This window comes from Rhizobium sp. NXC24, assembly GCF_002944315.1.
Classification (GTDB): Bacteria; Pseudomonadota; Alphaproteobacteria; order Rhizobiales; family Rhizobiaceae; genus Rhizobium.
The window spans coordinates 1,709,787-1,730,469 of the sequence record NZ_CP024311.1 but is presented as its reverse complement, the minus strand read 5'-3'; the positions used below and the strand labels follow the sequence as shown (position 1 = coordinate 1,730,469).

The following is a 20,683-nucleotide window of genomic DNA, read 5'->3' as shown; positions in this document are numbered from 1 at the left end:
ATCGCCTTTAGCATGAAGGACGTGGGGTGGCAAAGTTAAATAATCAGGTTCGCCAGAATGTCGTTCTCGGTGATGTCCTGATAGCCCATGCCGGCACGCTCGAAATTCTCGACCAGTTGCTTGAAATTGTCGGGATGCTTGGTTTCGATACCGATCAGGATGGAACCGAAATTGCGGGCGCTCTTCTTCAGATATTCGAAGCGGGCGATATCGTCGTCCGGACCGAGCAAATTGAGGAAATCGCGTAGCGCGCCGGGACGCTGAGCCAGCCGCAGGATGAAGTATTTCTTCAGCCCGGCATGGCGCATGGCGCGCTCCTTGACATCGGGCAGGCGCTCGAAATCGAAATTGCCGCCGGAGACGACCGCAACGATCGTCTTGCCGCGGATGCTCTCACGGTCCATTTGCTCAAGCGCGGTGATCGCCAGCGCGCCAGCCGGCTCCAGCACGACGCCTTCGACATTCAGCATATCGGTGATCGTCACGCAGATGGCATTTTCCGCAATCAGCATGACCTGCTCCGGCGCAAAACTTCTCAGGGCCGCAAAATTCAGGTCGCCGATGCGACCGACCGCTGCGCCGTCGACGAAATTGTCGACCTTCGCCAGCGTCACCACCTGCCCCGCCTCCATGCTGCGCCTGAGGCTCGGTGCTCCCGCCGGCTCGGCAAAGACGAATGCGTCCTTGGCGAGGCGATCGGCAAAAAAGCCGGTGATACCAGCCGCCAATCCACCGCCGCCGACGGGCAGCACGATGCGGTCGGGCAAGACGCCCTCCGGCAATTGCTCGGCGATTTCGGCACCAACCGTCGCCTGCCCCTCGATGATATCGGCATGATCGAACGGCGGCACCATGACGCCGTCAATTTGCTGCACATGCTCGCGCGCCGCCTGGTAGCACTGGTCGAAGAAATCGCCGAACAGCTTGATGGTGATGAATTCACCGCCGAACATACGGGTCTTGTCGATCTTCTGCTGCGGCGTCGTCACCGGCATGTAGACCACGCCCGGCACTCCGAAATGGCGGCAGACGAAGGCAAAACCCTGCGCATGATTGCCGGCCGAAGCGCAGACGAATGTCTTGCCCGTACCACCTTCGGCAATCACCTTGCGGAAGAAATTGAAGGCGCCGCGGATCTTGTAGGAGCGCACCGGCGTCAGATCCTCGCGCTTTAGCCAGATCTCCGCACCGTAGCGAGCGGAAAGATGCTCGTTCAGTTGCAGCGGCGTTGCGGAAAAAAGGCCACGCATGGCCTCGGTGGCGTCGAGAACATCCTGCTTGTCCACGGTCTTGGTCCGTTCCTGTTCAATCCACCTTCGCTATGACACAGGAAAGATGAGTAAAGAAAGCCTCTTTGTTACGCTTTCCGACCTGCCCAAGCGACATTGCCACACCACAAATCGACAGCTACGACCATCCAACGCGCAACTGCTACATTTCGCGCCACCGTGTTACATCCGGTCGCAACGCAAAATCTTCGAATTGACAGGAAGCAAAGGCCCGCCTCCAATGCAAGCCAGCCATCATGATGATGGTCAGAGGCCCGCTCCAATCCGGTTTCCCCGGTGCCGGCGGGCTTCGCTTGTGAGCCACACTCTCAGATATAGAGCGGATGCTGACGCCAGTCCTCATCAAGGTATTCGGCTGATGGGATGCGTTCGCGCTCAGAATTCAAAAATCTGTGTTCCGAAGCTTCCCAAATCAGACCGTGCAAGATATTGAAATCGCGAAAACGCGGACGTGGCGAAATTGGTAGACGCAAGGGACTTAAAATCCCTCGGCCTTAGGCTATACGGGTTCGACCCCCGTCGTCCGCACCATATTGAAATCAAATGGAAACTTTATCCTTCAAGCGACCGATTATATGTGCACATCGGTGGCCTACGTGCGGGGCCGCGGAGGGACAACGCGACGGGACGCGCTAATGATCCTGATTGCTCACGTTGGTTTTGATATACAGAATACGGAAGATCGAAAGCACTGACGCCAATATCAGTAGAATTCCGTAAATCGTCAGGAAAAGGCCAATCAATGAAATCACTACATTCGTATAGCGAGCCCAATCTGCGTAGCCGGTAGGTGTTGGAAACGGTTTTGCGTTGAAAACTATCGCGAGAAGGATGCCAGCGACTTGGACAAAAACCGCATGTGACACAGCACTGGCGAGGATCAAAAGCGGCGACCGATTATTCAGCTTAGGATCCGGCTTTTGTAGTGCCGCTCGTTCTTTTTCCGATAGCACAGAGAAGTAAACGGCATAGGCAGCGATCGAAAAGCCCGCCAGCGTCGGCAGAATTGGAAAGGCCAGTTGAACCCATGTTCCATCGACGGCTGTGCGCCATGATAGCGCGGTAAAGACAAGTGCGACCCACGTGTAGCCGGAGCGATAGAAGCTCTTAAAGCGCCCATAGCTTTCGTAGACTATCTTAAGATTTTCAATCAGCCCCGTTCCGCTACTCATGGATTTGCACTTTTCTGTCTTTGACGGAAAGCCTCGACTGTTTGAAAAATCAATTTCGAGAGGATGTTAAACATCGTGAGGTCTTGACCGCTCTCTGCCGTGGTTCTCATTTCCTTCAACGGTGACTCATCTGAATTGTAGGTCACCTGCGCGCCACCTTCTTGGTTTTTCGCTTTCACCTCTCCGTTTTGCGCTGCCACGTGCGCGAGAGCACGAGTACGTTCGTTAGGCTCAATACGCTTTTTTCCCTTGGTCTTCAGGCGTTCGCGATACTCGTCTGCATTTTGCTCACGAAGGCGCTCTTCGATTACGTGAGCGAGTGTTTCCCCTATATCGTCGGAATTGGGCGGACGAATTATAAGTTCCAGCTCTTTCAAATTTTCGAGATTGAGGATGCGGTCGACCGCGCCGTGGTCTGACATGATATCCGCGTCGACATCACCGAATGCGTCTATGATCTCCATAAACTGAAGAGCTCCCTTAAAATATTTTTCGACCGCCAGCGTGCTGAGGCCCTTGGAGCGCCCGTAAGTTTGGAAAGCCACCACGTGTAACGTAGCATCGAGGGCGAAATAGAAGCGTGCGTAATTTGGTTTCAATCTTTCAGGAATAACGATTTCCTCTAAATCGGCTTCCGACGCGCCGTCAAAATTCTCAGTATTGAACCATTCGTCATCAGATGGAAGTTCATCGTATTTCAGAATGATCCCCCTAAGAGTTTTTTTGTCGAAGTAATTGATCGCCAAATTAGTCTTGCCTAGTACGCGCACTCCCCGCTTGAGATTAGCAAGTGTTTCAATCAATTTCGGGTAATCACGCCGATCCTTGTCATTGATGCGTATATTTACGGCAGCGACTTCATGCTTAAATCGACGCGACATTTTAAACTCCAGTTTAATTTCACGTCATTGTTGTAATTTTGATTTAGAATCCGCAAGTGAAATCACACTTTGCCTTTCGCAGAAGCTTGTTTGTCCTCATTTTTATCTGCGCTACCGAGGCGGCGTCCGGCAGGCAGCTCCTCCAAGACCCATGGGCAAGGACGAAGCACTGCTGCACACAAAAAAGGCGCAGCTCTCGCCGCGCCTCGTTTCCATGCAATGTCGAAAATCAAATCAGGCGACGAGCTTGGCCGCGATCCTGGCGACGTGGGCGCCCTGGTATTTTGCGGCTTCCAGTTCGATTTCCGAAGGCTGGCGGGAGCCGTCGCCGTTGGTGATCGTAGAAGCGCCGTAAGGCGAACCGCCCTTGACTTCTTCCGTGCCCATCTGGCCCTGGAAAGCATAGGGAAGGCCGACGACGGCCATGCCGTGGTGCAGCAGGGTCGGGATGAAGCCGAGGATGGTGGATTCCTGGCCGCCGTGCTGGGTCGCGGAGGAGGTGAACACCGAGCCGACCTTTCCGACGAGCTTGCCGCCGAACCACAGGCTGCCGGTCTGATCCCAGAAATTACGCATTTGCGATGTCACCGTGCCGAAGCGGGTGCCGGAGCCGACGATGATGGCGTCGTAGTTGGCCAGTTCTTCCGGCGATGCGATGGGAGCTTCCTGATTGAGCTTGAAGTAGGAAGCCCTGGCCACCTCTTCCGGCACCAGTTCCGGTACGCGCTTGACGGTTACGTCGGCGCCGGCGGACTTTGCGCCTTCGGCGACGGCATAGGCCATCTTCTCGATATGACCATAGGAGGAATAATAGAGAACCAGAACCTTAGCCATGAACGTCTCCTAATTGTTGGACGCGTTGATTTTCGGGCTGATTTCTATCAGCGCTAAAACGAAGGCGCAGCCCCAGCAACTGGAACGCACTGTTCACCCGATGAAGACGAAATTTCACTTGCAGTTGCTTTTTCGACCGTCGCCAAGCAAACGAAAACGTCAGTTTGCATTCGCCGCAAACGGCGCTACCTATTTCAAACGTTTTTTCGAACGCGTTACTGCGCAATTCCACGGATATTTCCATGACCAATGAAACCATTGTCACCGCCGCCATGCTGGCTATCGGCGACGAACTGCTCTCGGGCCGGACGAAAGACAAGAATATCGGCCATCTCGCCGATGTCTTGCTGCTGTCTGGCATCGATCTGAAGGAAGTCCGTATTGTCGCCGACGACGAAGACGCCATCGTCTCCGCGCTGAACGCGCTGCGCGGGCAATATGATTACGTCTTCACCTCCGGCGGCATCGGCCCGACGCATGACGACATCACCGCCGATGCCATTGCAAAGGCTTTCGGCGTGGCCTGCGAACATGAGGCCGAAGCGATGCGGCTGATGGCGGAGATGTATGCGCGGCGCGAGATGGAATTCACCGAGGCCCGCCAACGGATGGCGCGCATGCCGGTCGGCTCCAAACATATTGCCAATCCGGTTTCGACCGCGCCGGGCTTCAACATCGGCAATGTCTACGTCATGGCCGGCGTGCCGCAGGTCTTTCAGGCGATGCTCGACAACGTCGTCCCGACGCTGCGCACCGGCACCCGCATGCTTTCGACGGCGATTTCCTGCCCTTACGGCGAAGGCGAGATCGGCACGCCGCTCGGCGCCATCCAGAAAGCCCATCCTGATACCAGCATCGGATCCTACCCGCGCTATATCGGCCAATCCTTCTCGACCGAGATCGTCGTGCGGGGCCGCTCGGCCGAGCTGGTTGAAACTGTCGCGGCCGAAGTGCGCGCCATGATCGAAATAATCAGACAGGCAAAAGCAAAGGAAAATCAGTCCGCTGAGGCATGACGTTCAGCAAATGCTTTTAACCCGTTGGGGAACCGCGGCCATATCAGCGCATTATTATCGGACGGAACACTGATATAATGGAGCGATAAGGACCTTTCCTCATGGGAGATCACGTCATGCCCTATAAAACCATCCTGGTCATACTCGATACCCCCGACAATACGCGGGTGGCGGTCGATTTCGCCGCCGCGTTCGCTCAGGAGCATGGCGCGCATATCGTGGGTCTGCATGCGGAAATCGTCTCGGCCGTGCCGCTGGTGGCGCCGATGGAGATCCCCGATCCGGTCGCCGTGCAGGCTCTGCAGGACATGGCGCACAGCCAAGCCGTGGAGATCGAGCGGCTGTTCCGCGCGAAAATGGAGCGCGAAGGACTTGCCTATGAATGGCGCAACTTTGCAAGCACCGTCGGCTATGGTTCGGAGCCGCTGATGGAAAGTGCGCGTAGCGCCGATCTGCTGATCGCCGTGCAGCCCGATCCGGCCAAATCTTCGGACTCGCATGTCGATGTCGAAAGCTTCCTGTTCGAAAGCGGTCGTCCCGTGCTGCTCATTCCCTACATCTTTACCGAGCCGAAGCCGATCCATCGCGTACTGATTGCCTGGAACGGATCGAAGGAAGCCGCCCGCGCGACCTTCGACGCCCTGCCGTTCCTGCGGACTGCCGATTCCGTCGAGGTTTTTTCCGTCGACACCTCTGACAGCTCGACGCATTCGCCGAAAGAGACCGGCGTGGAGATTACGGCCACGCTTGTCCGCCATGGCATTCGTGCCAGATTGGAAACGGCGACTTGCGGCGGCAAGACGCCATCGCAGGTCATCGAAAATCGCCTCGCCGACGATAGCATCGATCTGCTCGTCATGGGTGCCTATACACATTCCTGGCTCTGGCAGTTGATTTTCGGCGGCACGACGCGGACGCTGCTGCAATCGATGACGGCGATGACGCTGCTTGCGCGCTGATGCCCATAAGCCTGCCGGATGTGCGGTGCAGCGGCGCTCTTGCCTTTTGAGCGCAAATCCAGCAGAAAGCAGCGACCGATGAGAGAATTCCCGCCAGGGAACCCATTCGCGTGGTCCACGGAGCGTGATCCCTAAAGTCCAAAATGGTTTGGGTGGGATCATCTTCGATCGGAGAGCCAGCGAATCGCGTTTCAGGATTTGGTCCTTGGTCCGCGCCCGTCGCGGGGTCTGCTCAGGGTCGCCGGCAGCGCCGGTGCGTTGTTATCCTCTGCCTCCCGGAGCCTTAGAGCCATGTCCCTGCCCGATAAAGCCTTTCCCGTATCCTGGGATCAGTTCCATCGCGATGCCCGCGCCCTTGCCTGGCGACTTGCCGGACTCAATCGCGAGTTCAAGGCGATCGTCTGCATCACCCGCGGCGGCCTCGTTCCCGCTGCCATCATCTCGCGCGAACTGAATATCCGCCTGATCGAGACCGTCTGTATCGCCTCCTACCATGATTATTCCAGCCAGGGCGAAATGAACCTGCTCAAGGGTATCGCGCCGGAACTCACCACCAATGGCGGCGAAGGCGTGCTGGTGATCGACGACCTGACCGACACCGGCAAAACGGCTGTGGAAGTGCGCACCATGCTGCCAAATGCGCATTTCGCCTGTGTCTATGCCAAGCCGAAGGGCGTGCCGACCATCGACACCTTCATCACCGAAGTTAGCCAGGACACCTGGATCTATTTCCCCTGGGATATGGGTTTCACCTATCAGGAGCCGATCGCCAAGGGTCATCGCGGCTGACCGTTAGGAGACTCACCCGAATCAGTTGTGATTCTGTGCGGTGTGCCAAAATCGGACATAGGCATCAGCAATAGATGTGGGCGCGTTAGCGCCCACTATATTTAGTGGTTATCGAGATACCAGGATTACGTGGGATTCAAGGGCTTCGGCGCGAATCATAAGGGGTTGCTGCATGCTTTTGCCCCTCTGCCAATGGTTTCAAGGCCACGGTCACAATATTGTCGCTTTTAATTCCGCCGTCGGTGGTATTCGGCTCATAAGCGGTCGCGCGGAGAACGAACAATTTCCGCCAAGCGCTTGAATCTTTGGGACTCCTGGCGTTTCCCCAATTTCCACAGGCAAGCCCACAAGATATTGTGGTTAAAAATCCGTCGCAAACCACCCCTTGACGGAATCGGGTCTTTCAAAGTTAATGAATGACGTTGCGGCGGCGACTGGACCGGACGGAATAACGGGGGCTGGTCCTTAACTCGAAATCGGATTTGGATTCACGGCGATCATCATGATCGATGGCGCCAGGGAGGCCTTTTGTGCCGAGATCGGTGCTGCCAAAAAAAGACATGCGGGGACTGGCGGCAATAAGCTGTTAATACTATATTTAGTGTTTGCAGCCACCATCACCACAAGATACGGGAAAGACATCTCCGGATGACACCTCCTGTCAGGAAGCGGATTGAACACTGGCTGCGCGCTGAAACCGCGAAGCCGGATCAGGAATTTTGCGCCTTCGTTTCGAGGACGGGCGCCAACGAATTGAGGTAAGGGATCATGCGCATCGAACGTCGATTTACGAAGGCCGGCCAGTCACCTTATGCGGAGATCGAATTCCGCAAGGCGACAAGCGAGATCAAGAACCCTGACGGTTCGATCGTTTTCCGCCTCGAAAACATCGACGTGCCGGCGCAGTTCTCGCAGGTCGCCGCCGACATCTTGGCGCAGAAGTATTTCCGCAAGGCCGGCGTGCCCGCCAAGCTGAAGAAGGTTGAGGAAAACGACGTTCCTTCCTTCCTGTGGCGCTCCGTGGCCGATGATGCGGCGCTGAAGGATCTGCCGAAGGAAAGCCAGACCGGCTCCGAAACCGATGCGCGCCAGGTCTTCGACCGCCTCGCCGGCACCTGGACCTATTGGGGCTGGAAGGGCGGCTATTTCTCCTCCGAAGAGGATGCATCGGCATTCCGCGACGAACTCGCCTATATGCTCGCCACCCAGCGCGTCGCACCGAATTCGCCGCAGTGGTTCAACACCGGCATGCACTGGGCCTATGGCATCGACGGCCCCGGCCAGGGCCATTTCTATGTCGACCCTTTCACCGGCAAGATCACCAAGTCCAAGTCAGCCTACGAACATCCGCAGCCGCATGCCTGCTTCATCCAGTCGGTCGAGGACGATCTCGTCAACGAAGGCGGCATCATGGACCTCTGGGTTCGTGAAGCGCGTCTCTTCAAGTATGGCTCCGGCACGGGCTCCAACTTCTCGCTGCTGCGCGGCGAAGGCGAAAAGCTCTCCGGCGGTGGTCGCTCCTCCGGCCTGATGAGCTTCCTGAAGATCGGTGACCGCGCTGCCGGCGCCATCAAGTCGGGCGGCACGACGCGCCGCGCCGCCAAGATGGTCGTCGTCGACATCGACCATCCAGATATCGAGGAATACATCAACTGGAAGGTCAAGGAAGAGCAGAAAGTTGCCGCCCTCGTCACCGGTTCGAAGATTGTCGCCAAGCACCTGAAGGCGATCATGAAGGCTGCCGTCAATTGCGAAGGCGACAATGATGATTGCTTCGATCCGGCCAAAAACCCTGCCCTGAAGCGCGAAATCCGCGCCGCCAAGAAGGATCAGGTTCCGGAAAACTACGTTCAGCGCGTCATCCAGTTCGCTCGCCAGGGCTACAAGGATCTCGAGTTCAAGACCTATGACACGGACTGGGATTCGGAAGCCTATCTCACCGTTTCCGGCCAGAACTCCAACAATTCGGTCTCGATCAAGGACGACTTCCTGCGCGCCGTCGAGAACGACGCCGATTGGCACCTGACCGCCCGCAAGGACGGCAAGGTCGTCAAGACGGTGAAGGCGCGCGAGCTCTGGGAATCCATCTCCTATGCCGCCTGGGCATCGGCCGATCCGGGCCTGCACTTCAACACGACGATGAACGACTGGCACACCAGCCCGGCCGCTGGCCCGATCCGTGCGTCCAATCCGTGCTCGGAGTACATGTTCCTCGACGACACGGCCTGCAACCTCGCTTCGCTGAACCTGATGACCTTCAAGGATGCGGCGACGAAGCGCATCAACATCGGCGACTACGAGCATGCCGTTCGCCTCTGGACCGTCGTCCTCGAAATCTCGGTCATGATGGCGCAGTTCCCCTCGCGCCGCATTGCCGAACTCTCCTACGAATACCGTACCCTCGGCCTCGGCTATGCCAATATCGGCGGCCTGCTGATGTCGTCGGGCATTCCCTATGACTCGGACGAAGCCCGCGCAATCGCCGGCTCGCTGACCGCGATCATGACCGGTATCGCCTATGCGACCTCGGCCGAAATGGCCTCCGAACTCGGGACCTTCCCGATGTTCAAGCCGAACCGCGAGCATATGCTGCGCGTCATTCGCAACCACCGCCGCGCCGCCTATGGCGAGACCTCGGGCTATGAAGGCCTGTCGGTCAATCCGGTGGCGCTGATCCACGCCGAAAATCCGGACCAGGACCTCGTTGCCCATGCGAAGGCTGCCTGGGACAAGGCCCTGAGCCTCGGTGAACAGCATGGCTACCGCAATGCCCAGGCCACCGTCATCGCGCCGACCGGCACGATCGGCCTCGTCATGGATTGCGACACGACCGGCATCGAGCCTGATTTCGCGCTGGTGAAGTTCAAGAAGCTCGCCGGCGGCGGTTACTTCAAGATCATCAACCGCGCCGTTCCGGAAGCGCTGCGTGCGCTCGGCTACTCCGAAAGCCAGATCGCCGAGATCGAGGCCTATGCCGTCGGCCACGGCAACCTGAACCAGGCGCCGGCCATCAATCCTTCGACGCTGAAGGCCAAGGGCTTCACCAACGAGAAGGTGGAGGCCGTCAACGCCGCGCTGAAGAGCGCCTTCGACATCAAGTTCGTCTTCAACCAGTGGACGCTCGGTGCCGACTTCCTCAAGGGCACGCTGAAGGTTTCCGACGAGCAACTGACCGACATCAGCTTCAACCTGCTCGACCATCTCGGCTTCTCCAAGAAGGACATTGAAGCTGCCAACATCCATGTCTGCGGCGCGATGACGCTGGAAGGCGCACCGTTCCTGAAGAACGAGCACCTCGCCGTCTTCGATTGCGCCAACCCCTGCGGCAAGATCGGCAAGCGCTACCTTTCGGTCGAAAGCCACATCCGCATGATGGCCGCCGCCCAGCCCTTCATCTCGGGTGCCATTTCCAAGACGATCAACATGGCGAACGAAGCAACCGTCGAGGATTGCAAGAACGCCTACATGCTCTCCTGGAAGCTCGGCCTGAAGGCGAATGCTCTTTATCGCGACGGCTCCAAGCTCAGCCAACCGCTGAACGCCTCGCTGATCGACGACGAGGGCGATGAGGATGCAGTGGAAGAACTGCTGCAGGCCCCGGCTGCCGCCCAGGCCGTCACCGTCACCGAAAAGATCATCGAACGCGTCATCGAAAAGGTTGTCCGCAGCCAGGAAAAGCTTCCCGGTCGCCGCAAGGGCTACACCCAGAAGGCCAAGATCGGCGGACACACCATCTTCCTGCGCACCGGCGAATACGACGACGGTCGTCTCGGCGAAATCTTCCTCGATATGAACAAGGAAGGTTCGGCGCTGCGCGCCTTCATCAACAACTTCGCCATCTCCGTCTCGCTCGGCCTGCAATATGGCGTGCCGCTCGAAGAATATGTCGATGCCTTCACCTTCACCAAGTTCGAGCCGGCCGGCATCGTCACCGGCAACGACGCGATCAAGAACGCCACGTCGATCCTCGACTATGTGTTCCGTGAACTCGCCATCTCCTATCTCGGCCGTCACGATCTCGCCCACGTCGATACGTCGGACTTCAACAACACGGCGCTCGGACGCGGCGTGTCGGAAGGCAAGGCCGATGTCGTCTCCAAGGGCCTGACCCGCGGCTACAAGCCGACGCTGGTGCCGACATCGGGTGAGCGCCAGGCAGCCGAGGTCAAGGGTTCGTCGACGGCAGCCCCTGCCCGCGCCTCCTCTGGCGCGACGATCACCTCCATCGCTGGCAATACCGCGCGCAAGCTCGAACCGACCAGCGCCGTCTCCACCTCGGAAGTCGTCGCCTTCAAGCGCGATTACGAGGAACGCGCCAAGGAACTGGCTGAAGAGATCGTAGAGGAACTGGCAAACGAAGAAGCCTCCACTGCCCTCTTCACCGACAAGGCAGCGGATGAGGCGGCAACGGCGAAGTCGGACGCCAAGAAACTGGAATCCGAACGCCGCGCCCGCTCCATCATGCAGGGCTACACCGGCAACATGTGCACGGAATGCCAGAACTTCACGATGGTTCGGAATGGAACTTGCGAGAAGTGCGACACGTGCGGCGCGACGAGCGGGTGCAGCTAAGCATTCGCCTGACCGCGATTGTCGCGTCCAAACCAACTTTTCCCGTGGCATAGAAATTTTGGAATTTTGGATACGAGGCGCAGAGGAAATTGCAGAGTGGACGAATTGCCTAAACAATGAAAAGTTAAATTCAGCAGATAAGCTGTGAAATGCAGTAAATTATGGGGCGACTCAACGGATTTACAGAAACGTTGAGTCGCCCCATATCGCTTTAAGCTTGAAACCATTTAACTTGAACGCAGATTCGGAGACTCCTCTTCAACAAACAGCGTCAAAATACTGAAAATAATAGATTTTTAACGAAATTATATTTACAGGAGCCGCGATTTTGGCTACCTTACTTAAAGTGATTCGGAGACACGAAAGGAGGATTGATCCAAAAGGAAGTAAAATCGGAGAATCTTTTCTCCGCGATGCCGCAACCGAGACTGCAATCTCGGCCACGACATCTCGCGAATATTCTTTGAGCATTCGCGTGACCGACAGACCTTGATCCGCCAGCCCTTAAGCAAGAGCACTATAGGAGGATTCGGGAGTTACGTCGAGTTGGCTCAGAGATTTCCACAAACCCAGGAGGGTTCGAAATGTCTGAAAGAAAAACGTTCGACGTCGGCAGGGATTCAAAATCGGGTCAGTTCATTCCTGTGAAGGAAGCTGAACGCCGCCCGAGAACAACCACTGTCGAACGCGTTCCAAAGCCCGGTTACGGCGACACCAAAGGCGAGCCCAGCCGTCGAAAATAAGTAAGGAAGGCGCTTCGTAAGGAGCGCCTTATTACTCTTAGACCGTTTCCTATCGTGTGAGGTTATCAATGAATGATGACACAGTAGACCCTTGTATTGTGGCGGCACTCAAGATTTTCGGCGATATGCTCCGTCGGCAGCGCCAGACCAGCCGTTGGTGTTTTCGTGAAGTGGCGGAAAAATCCGGTGTCACAGAAGACATCATCAGTCAGCTTGAATATGGCGATGACGTCGGCTCCGAGACCGATCGTGAGCGGCTTTGCGAATTCTACGGGCTAGACGTCGGAACGTTCGCAAAGATTCTGCGAAACGAACGGGCAAAGGTCGCGGCAGCGACGACTGAGACGACCATCGCCGAAACTGGTGGGACCAATATCGTGAATTTGCAGAGGCATCGCGAAAAATGGCAAAGGACCACTTCACATCCACAGGACTGACCACCCCTGAGATGATGGCCGAAACCCTGAAGTACCGACACGAGTTCCAGATTGCGCACGTTGATCGGGTCGACATCGTAGCGATTCTAGAGTTCAAACTCGTCGAACGGTATCCCAACTTCAGGCTCGTGATCGTTCGCGATGACGAGCTGAAGGAAGACGCGGTAACCGAGCCTCACAACGATCGCATCGTTGTGAGGCGCTCCCTCTATCGTGCTGCCTGCGACGAAGACCCTGTAGCGCGCTTCGTCCTGGCGCATGAACTTGGCCACTACCTATTACATCGTGAACGAAACGTGCAGATGCACAAAGATCCGAACGGAGCGGTCCAGCGGTTCAAGCACATGAATGCGAGGGAAAGCACCGAAGACCAGGCCGATATGTTCGCCAGACATTTTCTACTCCCTCCACACATCGCGTTTGAGCATCGCGAACAGCCTGAAGTGCTGGCCGCTCGTACCGGCGTCCCCCTTCGTATCTCGCGGGGCAATATTACGATGTCGAAATGGCAGGAGGTTCACTCGCTACGTCTGGCGGCAAGGCGATCGACACAACAAGGCTTACTGGATCTCTAATTTCAATGACGCATGCCTAAAGGATTTTCACCGGTCTAAGCTAAGAAGGTTCTCTAGCCTGCCGTTTTCCGGACGAGAGATGTTGGCTTTCACCCTGTTAGATATGAAAGATTGATAGCCAAAGGTGGCTAAGATCAGATCTCGAGTCTTTGGCCTTAAGCCTTAAAAGGCTTGTCGCGCAATGATCCCCATCTACGAGAACTAAATACCTGGTTCAGAGGCTTCAGTGTAAGCCATGGCCTGGAAGGAATTGTGTTTACGGAGACGCAGCCAATCGGGCGGAAAGGCACGCCTGTCAAACCAGACAGCGCCGATCCTGGACTGCCCCCCTCATTCGCGGTGATACCGTTGGATGAAGACCATCTCTCAATGGTAAAGCCGGACAGCAAAAGCGCCGATATCTACCGCTATCTTCGTGATTTCGTGAAGCGACCGCCTGCGCAGGAAGCGCCTGGGCTCGTTCTGCAACAGACGTTCGAAAGTATGAAGACGGACCTGTCTTCAGGATTTCAACGCATTGAGTCCATCGCAAAAGCCTCAAATGTACTGACACAATCTTTACCTATCCTGGATGACGCGGCAAGGAAGCAGATTGAACGCCTCCGGAAGGCCCGACACTCACCTGAGTTTGACAGCATCAAGGAGGCAAGGCGGTTAGCAATTGAGCTGGAGGAAGGGGCGCTTTCGGGCGCCTCGAATATCGTGCGCGCGGTCGGCTTGGCGTGGTGCGCGCGCGTGCTCTCTGTCAAAGCCCCGAGCGAAGAAGTCCAGCGTCTGATTGATCAATCGCTAGCGTTGGCAATGACCCAAGAGGCCACGTTCGCTCGCGCTTTTCTCTTGGTCGCCATAGGAAAGAAAGCTGATGCGCTTCGGGAATTAGATGGGCTTCAATCTCCGGCCGCCCTCTCCGCAAAATTCTTCGTCGCGTCTAGAAATCTGAACCCGGAAGAAGTTCTAAACTGGTTTGCAGCAACGAATTGGAAATATGGTGATCTCGACGCGGAAGGACGACTTCACGCTCTCGCGATCCTACTGCAACGGCAATCATGGCCAGAAGCCCTTGCGCTTGCCGATTCCCTGAGTGAACAGGATTTTGTCGACGCACCTCAGCTATTGAGGCAGGCGGCATCCGCCCACATGGTGCAGATTTTACCAGATGAATTGAAGTCGAACGTACTGCGATTTGCTCCATTCTATTCGCCCCGTATGCTTCTACAAAGCGACGCCTTTGGTCTAGAGCAACTGCGAAAAGCCAAGAACCTTTACGACAGATCAGCTGCTGTCGCTACGGAATTTGGCTGCCGGATTGAAGCTCAAGATGCAAGCGATACGGCGCTTTTCCTAAGTCTTCGTGATCCTGATGAAGGCGAAAACGTGCTGGCGCTCATTGCCGAAAAGCTCTCAATAGCCGATGAATCCCTGCACTACGTCCCGGTCGCCCTCCAGCTCTCGATCCCGTTGGACATCGAACGTGTAAAGATCGAAATTGCCCGGCAAAAAGTTATGAGGGTCGAGGCTTCCAGGGATGTTGTCTTGGCGGAGTTTGCCATAGCTCCCTACGCGATGACCGCGAATGAATACGCCGCGTATCTTGCTGCCAATCGAGATGTCCTCGTCTCATACATGGACCCAAATGTTTTCGGTGGGCATAGAATTGAGGCGCTTATTTCATCGGATCAAATTCCGGAAGCGGAAGCTGTTCTCGAAGCCATGCGGAAGAGCGGCCTGCCGAAACCCAAATATGAATACTGGTCCGACATCATCAGGATCGCCGAGGCTAAGGAAAATCCAGCCAGTTATTTAGAAAGTCGCTATAGGGCCGACAAATCCGTCGAAAATCTCATTCAGCTGGTTGAGACGCTGGTGGCTCAAGAGGATTGGCCACGTGTGGCGAATTATGGTCGCACGCTTTTTGATAAGAGCAAAGATCTCACCGTCGCGCTCTACTACATTAATGCTCTCTCCGTAACACACAGAGACCAAGAGCTGATCGATTTCTCTCGCAGCTCTCCCGAGATTTTTGAAAGTGCTGACAGCCCCCGCGCATCACTTGGATGGGCACTTTACCGGCAGGGCGACCTCCGGAGCGCTAAGGAAATCTTGCAAACCCTGCGCTTAGAGCGCGACGTCGCCGACGATCGAAACCTGTTTTTCAACATCCACATCTGCTCTGGCGAATGGGACGCGCTGGTCGCGTTCACGGAACAACAATGGGAAAAACGCGAGGAGCGTTCGGCCCGGGAACTTCTAATGATGGGGCGTCTCGCCCACCAATTGAATGCCCCTCGACGCAAAGAGCTCGTCAAGGAGGCGGCTCGAAAAGCACTCGACGATCCCGGTATCCTACTGGCTTGCTACGAGACAGCATCGAACGGTGACTGGGAAGACGATCCCGATGTTGGCGTGTGGCTAGCCACAGCCGCCGACCTATCGGGCGAAGACGGCCCGCTAAAGCGTGTCTCCATGCAGGAGATCTTCGATCTCGCACCGCAGTGGCAAGAACGACAGGCAAAGGCTTGGGAACTTTTATCGTCTGGAAATGCACCAGCTCTCCTAACGGCGCAGCTTCTCAATCGTACAACCGTGGATTTGACGCTGGTTCGCGCACTGGAAAATACGCACGAGAAAGATGTGCGGAAAAGAGCGTTGATCCCAGCATTCTCTGGATCGCGACCCGGGCTGGTTCCGCATGTGCGTACCTTGGTTATTGAAGCCACATCGGCTCTGGTATTTGTTTACACCGGCCTTCTTTCAAAAGTCATCGAGCATTTTGAACGTATTCATATCCCTCATTCGTTCATGCGATGGCTGTTCGAGGAGTCTCAAAAACTGGGGTTTCATCAGCCCAGCCGCGTCGTGCAGGCGAAGTGGCTAAAATCACTTTTGGACGATAGGCAGCTGGAGCGATTCGATGTTTTGCGCCCTGGCGAAATTTCGATGGTTCGCGAGGTTGGTGAGAGCCTTGCCTCACTTATCAAAGCTGCCGAAAGCGCCTCTGAGGAAGAAGGTCGCCAGCATCTCGTAGTTCGGCCGTATCCCATTCACAAAGTCGGCTCTTTGACCGGCGAAAATGCAGATCTTCAAGGTCATGAGGCAACAATATGTAGCTGCTCCGCTGTGGTGAAAGCCCTGCGCTTGCTGGGACAGTTGACGGCTCGCGAGGAGACGCGGGCCCTCAACTATCTTTCTTTTCACGAGGAGCAAATACCGAGCGAGTTAACGATAGCGCCAAACGCGGTTCTTTATTTGGATCAACTGGCAACAGTTTTTCTGTGCCAGGCAAAGGTGATTGACCGACTGAAAGCCGCAGGTCTCACCGCGTATGTCGACCCAATTGGACTGGAGGAAATGGAGTCTCTCTTAGGATACGAAGCGATATCCGCCGAGACGGAAAAGAAGGTTGCTGAACTGCGCATCGTGCTAAGGGATGCTATATCAAGTGGCAAGGTCCAGATCGCTCCATATCAGCAAACGAATGAAAATGAGGCCATAACTGACCACCCGACCACCGCCATTCTCAAAATCGCGAGCAGAGCCGACGCCGCAGTCGTCGACGATCGGTTCATCAATCGGCTGCAGAATATTGAGCACGAGAAGCATTTGACGCCGATCGTAACATCGATCGATATCATGAATCAGATGGTGGCGGAGGATGTGCTTTCGGATGAGGACCGTCTGGAGGCCATCACTCGCCTACGCCAGGCGAACTTCTGTTTCGTTCCGGTCTCAGTTCAGGAAGCGGAAAAATGCCTCAGCGGCCTGTCGTTGGTAGACGGGCGAGTTCTTGAATCGATCGAACTTCGGGCTCTGCGCGAAAATATTCAGAGCGTTCGAATGGGTCTTATGTTGCAGATACCAGAAGAAGACCCTTGGTTCGGCACCTTGGTCAATGCGTTCATCTCGGCAATGGAAGGCGTCTGGTCCGAGAGCATTGCGGACGATGTCTCTCGCGTTCGAAGTGCCTGGGTCCTCGACCTATTGGACGTCCGCTTCTGGGCGCATCTCATGCCTGAGCGAGCTGATGCGGAAATTGCTTTGCAACGCTATCGCCAGCAGCTTCTGTCACTCTTGTTCGCAGTGGGTGGGCTGCCTTTGGCCGTGAGACGAAGGTTTTTGGCGTTTCTCGACGATAGAGTGTTCGAAGGAGTTCGCGACACGGACAGTGAGATGTTCGATGCGATCCTCGCCTCCGTTCGAGCGATGTTTCAAGATTTGGCACGTGGAAGCGCTTCAGGCGAGGTGGAACAATGAACGACGAGGCTTTGAGCGTTGCCTTGGCCCGCGAAATGCTGAGGGATTTGCCACAGTCGCTCATTGAAGTGTTCCAAGACGATCCGGAATTTTGCAGCGGCTTCGACCAATTTCTCAGCAGAACGGTCACGTTCGGCCCAGCTTGGAGCTTCGATCGCCTCGTTTTTTTTGAAGAGCTCGCAAACCTTTATCTGAAGGACAAAGATCGGGAAATTGTGTCGAACCAGGGCGGCCATGCGGTCTTATCGCTGCTCGACCCCGATAGTACCCGGCAGCCCGTTCTCCTCATAGAAGATAGGACTATTCGCCTCCCAGACACCTGGTATGTGTCGCCAATCGAAGCCGACAGACGACGGGGAATTCGAAAAGATGTCCCCGTAGCCGACACCGGCGACATCAAACTCAACGCCTGGCTCGATACCTTGCGGTCAAATCATCTCGACAGACAGCAAGCAGTGGCGTTTGAGGCCGAACTCGCTCTCGTCCCAAAGGTCGTCTCGGATCACATACTCTCGAATTTATATTCAAAGAACGTGCCCCTTCGATTCCTCGTGCCTGGCGCGGCACGATATTTTGAGCGCTTGGTCGGCAGACTTTCCACGGAAGAAACCATTGGCGATTACATACTGAAAGGCGCAAGTACCCTTGTCCGTCAGCTCGTGGAAACTGATCACCTCGCCGGAGCGAAATGGGCGCTTCTCCTCTCCGCTCATCCGCACTTTCATAAAGCTTTTGAAGGATTGCACTTTTCGACGGAACATCTTCAGGCGGTATTCGAGTGGGCGGCGGCGTCTGGAGACCTGATTTCGCAGCTTGGCGCTTTTGAGTGGGGAATGGCCTTGCTCGGCGAGCACCCCGAGATCGAGAGCAAACTTTTTAACATCGCAACGACCCTCGCGAGCGAAGATGCGGCCTCTAAGAATGGGCGCTTTCAGGAGTTATCGAACCTATTCTGCTTTGTGGATGGAAGTGTCTCGCATACTGGTTTCATGCGGCATAAGCCTGCATTCTGGCGACGGTTGGGCACGATCGCACAAGCATCACTTATCCAGCGCTTGCGTATTTATGCAGAGGTGCCTTCGACACGATTTTGCGAGCAATTTTCTCACAATGTGACCCCGTTTTTCTCTTTGCAGACGCTGGTCGATTTGCGGACAGAACCTCGCTGGATCGGCGAGTTTGCAAGTGCGGAACAATTGAAGGCTGAGTTTATGGGGCGATTACTTGCCGCCGCCAAGACAAACGAGTCTGCGATCCAATCAGATGCATTCAGGACCTTTGCATTTAGCGAGCAACGCGATAGCTTAGTCACTCTGCTCCCTTTGCTGATTGCTCATCTTCCAGGTCCGATTGAAGGTGCAGTCGATGCCTTGATCGAGCCCCCCTCCGATTTAGTTGACCAACTTTATGACGAGTTGGACAAGGCACCTACAAGCAAGAATGCCTTCAATCCGCTCGTCAATATTTCGCTCGTATTCAAGACGCCACCCGATCTTTCCGCGAGGGCGGCCAAGGCGATACGCGACGCGAAATATCTTGTTCAGGCGGGCGATGACGTAGACACAGTTCCTTCACTGCTGTTTGGCTTGGCATTCGTCGCCGCCACAACCCGGGGCGTTGAGCTAGCTCAAGAAGTTCTCGTTCTCGCTCGTGTTTTGCGACATCGTTCGATCAAGCGAGTTTCGCTCGATCGGTACATTCGGATAGGATTAATTGCCGCAGCCGCTCATTCTGAGGAAGCAGCCTGGCGGCAAGCGGTCGGAGACTGGCTTACCGAACTCAGCTACGAAGCAAGGGATGAGGCAGACATTCAATCGGTCGCCATTCATGTCCAGGTCCTGCTGCACATTGAGCCACGGTTGTGGTCAACTTGCTCGCGAGCCGCCGCCGCACTTTCGACCTGTTGATTTCTGCTGAGAGATGATGGAGGGTAACAAGCAATGTATTGACCAAAACATGATCAGAAAACCACAATTAAAGGTGGCTCAATTCTCGATGGAAAACCCGGCTTAGTTCAGAGTGGAAATCAACGACCTTTACTTTTTCGAAACTCCAGCGCCGAGATTTTGCGGTCATTCGTGATAATTTCCTGATCTTCGGGTATGCAATCCGGCAAAGAGTTGATGGCGGAGTTGCTCAGATTGATCTTCCCGCCAACTTTCATGACGTCCGGCAGCTTGGAAATTGATGTCCCACCGATCAGAAGGTCGCGGTCCACGCACAAGCCGTTCGACAGATGAGAGACTTGGGTGCCGCGAAGGTCGAGGTTTCCTCGAATTCGCGTATTCGGTGGCAAGGCAGCCAAAGGCGCATTGCCAATGATAAGGCCGCCTACATCCAGCCCCTCGCCGATTTCTGCAATTAAGCTGGAGCCGATAAGCAAACAACCGCTGACGTACAGTCCCGGTGGCAGGCTCCGCAGAGCAGTGTGGCCAAGGTTCAACCTGCCCGGAACGTGGAGGTCTGGTGGAAGCTCGCCTAGCTTGTGCCAGACACCGTTCTCGTCGAGTACCCGTTCCAGTTCGAACGCCGCCAATCCTAGTTTGTAGCCCTCGCGCGAAAAGAAGGGAGCGAGAATGTTGAAATATCGATCGATGGGTGGCCGATTTCCCTTTCCTTGCATAGCGATAACGTATTTCCCGTTCACCACTGACATGGTGACATGCGGTCTTCCGAAACGGTCGCGCAGGGAAAGGAAGGCGCTGCCTGGGCTCTGCAGACAGTAGTCGTATCGCCCACAGCCCAGGCAGTGGTCCATTCGAAGGCCTTCCCAATCAAGCGCTTCCACCGTGACCAGCCTCACAATGGTGTAACCGTCATCGAGCTCTGCGATGCACTCTTCGCCCGAACACGCAGCCGGTGGGCCGAGTTTCCGGCCTGATTGCCGTTCTGTCTTCGCGACTTCGACAAGCAGCTGTTCGATCGAAGCGCATTTCATAATTTTCTTGGGTCTGTTTGCCTCGTCAACTTTCTGCAGCCAATAGGCCTCATGAAAGACGGCATCGTGCAGCCATTCAACGACCCGTTCGATATCCTGGTCAAGAAGACGTCTTGTCCTCCGTCGCAAGATGCCTCTTACGATGACAGGCATCACGCAATTGCGCATCAACCCGTATACGTGAAAGTGGCAATCCCAGTAGAATTGGAGCCGGTTTTGCACGCGAA

At 55.7% G+C, this 20,683-nt stretch carries 14 protein-coding genes and 1 tRNA gene; 10 read left to right on the top strand and 5 right to left on the bottom strand.

Annotated elements, in window-relative coordinates; translation table 11 throughout:
* Positions 1-35: 35 nt before the first annotated feature.
* Positions 36-1,286: a threonine ammonia-lyase gene (gene ilvA, locus NXC24_RS08530; protein ID WP_104822890.1), complete on the bottom strand. Its 1,251-nt coding sequence runs from the start codon at positions 1,284-1,286 to the stop codon at positions 36-38.
* Between the two features lie 448 nt (positions 1,287-1,734).
* Here ilvA and NXC24_RS08525 point away from each other — a divergent pair.
* Positions 1,735-1,820 (top strand) — tRNA-Leu (locus tag NXC24_RS08525).
* Between the two features lie 101 nt (positions 1,821-1,921).
* Here the strand turns inward: NXC24_RS08525 and NXC24_RS08520 are convergent.
* The 3 genes from NXC24_RS08520 to wrbA form a co-directional block, all read right to left on the bottom strand.
* Entirely contained in the window at positions 1,922-2,461 is a 540-nt protein-coding gene (locus NXC24_RS08520) for a hypothetical protein (RefSeq protein WP_104822889.1), read from the bottom strand.
* Positions 2,458-3,342 (bottom strand): DUF4747 family protein, encoded by an 885-nt coding sequence (locus NXC24_RS08515; protein WP_104822888.1) that lies wholly within the window; start codon positions 3,340-3,342, stop codon positions 2,458-2,460. Before NXC24_RS08515 ends, NXC24_RS08520 begins: the two co-directional genes overlap by 4 nt.
* A 234-nt stretch (positions 3,343-3,576) precedes the next feature.
* Complete coding sequence (gene wrbA, locus NXC24_RS08510) at positions 3,577-4,176, bottom strand: NAD(P)H:quinone oxidoreductase type IV (protein ID WP_104822887.1); 600 nt, start codon at positions 4,174-4,176, stop codon at positions 3,577-3,579.
* 242 nt (positions 4,177-4,418) lie between these two features.
* Here wrbA and NXC24_RS08500 point away from each other — a divergent pair, with 242 nt between their 5' ends.
* The 9 genes from NXC24_RS08500 (at position 4,419) to NXC24_RS08465 (ending at position 19,425) form a co-directional block, all read left to right on the top strand.
* Positions 4,419-5,192 carry a competence/damage-inducible protein A gene (locus NXC24_RS08500; protein ID WP_104822885.1) on the top strand — a complete coding sequence of 258 codons (774 nt, stop codon included), beginning with the start codon at positions 4,419-4,421 and terminating at the stop codon, positions 5,190-5,192.
* Positions 5,193-5,308: 116 nt separating this feature from the next.
* Positions 5,309-6,151 carry a universal stress protein gene (locus NXC24_RS08495; RefSeq protein WP_104822884.1) on the top strand — a complete coding sequence of 281 codons (843 nt, stop codon included), beginning with the start codon at positions 5,309-5,311 and terminating at the stop codon, positions 6,149-6,151.
* Positions 6,152-6,442: 291 nt separating this feature from the next.
* Positions 6,443-6,940, top strand: coding sequence for a xanthine phosphoribosyltransferase (gpt, locus tag NXC24_RS08490; protein ID WP_104822883.1), 498 nt, complete (start codon positions 6,443-6,445; stop codon positions 6,938-6,940).
* A gap of 768 nt (positions 6,941-7,708) precedes the next feature.
* Positions 7,709-11,512, top strand: coding sequence for a vitamin B12-dependent ribonucleotide reductase (locus NXC24_RS08485; RefSeq protein ID WP_104822882.1), 3,804 nt, complete (start codon positions 7,709-7,711; stop codon positions 11,510-11,512).
* A 584-nt stretch (positions 11,513-12,096) separates the two neighbouring features.
* Positions 12,097-12,255, top strand: coding sequence for a hypothetical protein (locus NXC24_RS35455; protein ID WP_199773541.1), 159 nt, complete (start codon positions 12,097-12,099; stop codon positions 12,253-12,255).
* Between the two features lie 68 nt (positions 12,256-12,323).
* Positions 12,324-12,692, top strand: coding sequence for a helix-turn-helix transcriptional regulator (locus NXC24_RS08480; protein WP_104822881.1), 369 nt, complete (start codon positions 12,324-12,326; stop codon positions 12,690-12,692).
* The gene (locus tag NXC24_RS08475) at positions 12,659-13,267 is read left to right on the top strand and encodes an ImmA/IrrE family metallo-endopeptidase (protein WP_104822880.1); all 609 of its coding nucleotides are present in this window, start codon (positions 12,659-12,661) and stop codon (positions 13,265-13,267) included. Before NXC24_RS08480 ends, NXC24_RS08475 begins: the two co-directional genes overlap by 34 nt.
* Positions 13,268-13,519: 252 nt before the next feature.
* On the top strand, positions 13,520-17,518 hold the full coding sequence (locus NXC24_RS08470; RefSeq protein ID WP_104822879.1) for a hypothetical protein: 3,999 nt from the start codon (positions 13,520-13,522) through the stop codon (positions 17,516-17,518).
* Positions 17,515-19,425: a hypothetical protein gene (locus NXC24_RS08465; RefSeq protein WP_104822878.1), complete on the top strand. Its 1,911-nt coding sequence runs from the start codon at positions 17,515-17,517 to the stop codon at positions 19,423-19,425. The genes NXC24_RS08470 and NXC24_RS08465 overlap by 4 nt, the downstream gene beginning before the upstream one ends.
* 119 nt (positions 19,426-19,544) lie before the next feature.
* On the opposite strand, the gene NXC24_RS08460 is transcribed toward NXC24_RS08465, so the two are convergent.
* Positions 19,545-20,609, bottom strand: coding sequence for a PcfJ domain-containing protein (locus NXC24_RS08460; RefSeq protein ID WP_158704446.1), 1,065 nt, complete (start codon positions 20,607-20,609; stop codon positions 19,545-19,547).
* Between the last annotated feature and the right edge of the window lie 74 nt (positions 20,610-20,683).

Excerpts from the sequence above, each read along its gene's own strand:
- NXC24_RS08515 (WP_104822888.1), bottom strand. The coding sequence starts at position 3,342 with ATGTCGCGTCGATTTAAGCATGAAGTCGCTGCCGTAAATATACGCATC.
- gpt (WP_104822883.1), top strand. The coding sequence starts at position 6,443 with ATGTCCCTGCCCGATAAAGCCTTTCCCGTATCCTGGGATCAGTTCCAT.
- NXC24_RS08520 (WP_104822889.1), bottom strand. The coding sequence starts at position 2,461 with ATGAGTAGCGGAACGGGGCTGATTGAAAATCTTAAGATAGTCTACGAA.
- NXC24_RS08500 (WP_104822885.1), top strand. The coding sequence starts at position 4,419 with ATGACCAATGAAACCATTGTCACCGCCGCCATGCTGGCTATCGGCGAC.
- NXC24_RS08480 (WP_104822881.1), top strand. The coding sequence starts at position 12,324 with ATGAATGATGACACAGTAGACCCTTGTATTGTGGCGGCACTCAAGATT.
- NXC24_RS35455 (WP_199773541.1), top strand. The coding sequence starts at position 12,097 with ATGTCTGAAAGAAAAACGTTCGACGTCGGCAGGGATTCAAAATCGGGT.
- NXC24_RS08465 (WP_104822878.1), top strand. The coding sequence starts at position 17,515 with ATGAACGACGAGGCTTTGAGCGTTGCCTTGGCCCGCGAAATGCTGAGG.
- NXC24_RS08485 (WP_104822882.1), top strand. The coding sequence starts at position 7,709 with ATGCGCATCGAACGTCGATTTACGAAGGCCGGCCAGTCACCTTATGCG.
- wrbA (WP_104822887.1), bottom strand. The coding sequence starts at position 4,176 with ATGGCTAAGGTTCTGGTTCTCTATTATTCCTCCTATGGTCATATCGAG.
- NXC24_RS08460 (WP_158704446.1), bottom strand. The coding sequence starts at position 20,609 with ATGCCTGTCATCGTAAGAGGCATCTTGCGACGGAGGACAAGACGTCTT.
- NXC24_RS08495 (WP_104822884.1), top strand. The coding sequence starts at position 5,309 with ATGCCCTATAAAACCATCCTGGTCATACTCGATACCCCCGACAATACG.
- NXC24_RS08475 (WP_104822880.1), top strand. The coding sequence starts at position 12,659 with ATGGCAAAGGACCACTTCACATCCACAGGACTGACCACCCCTGAGATG.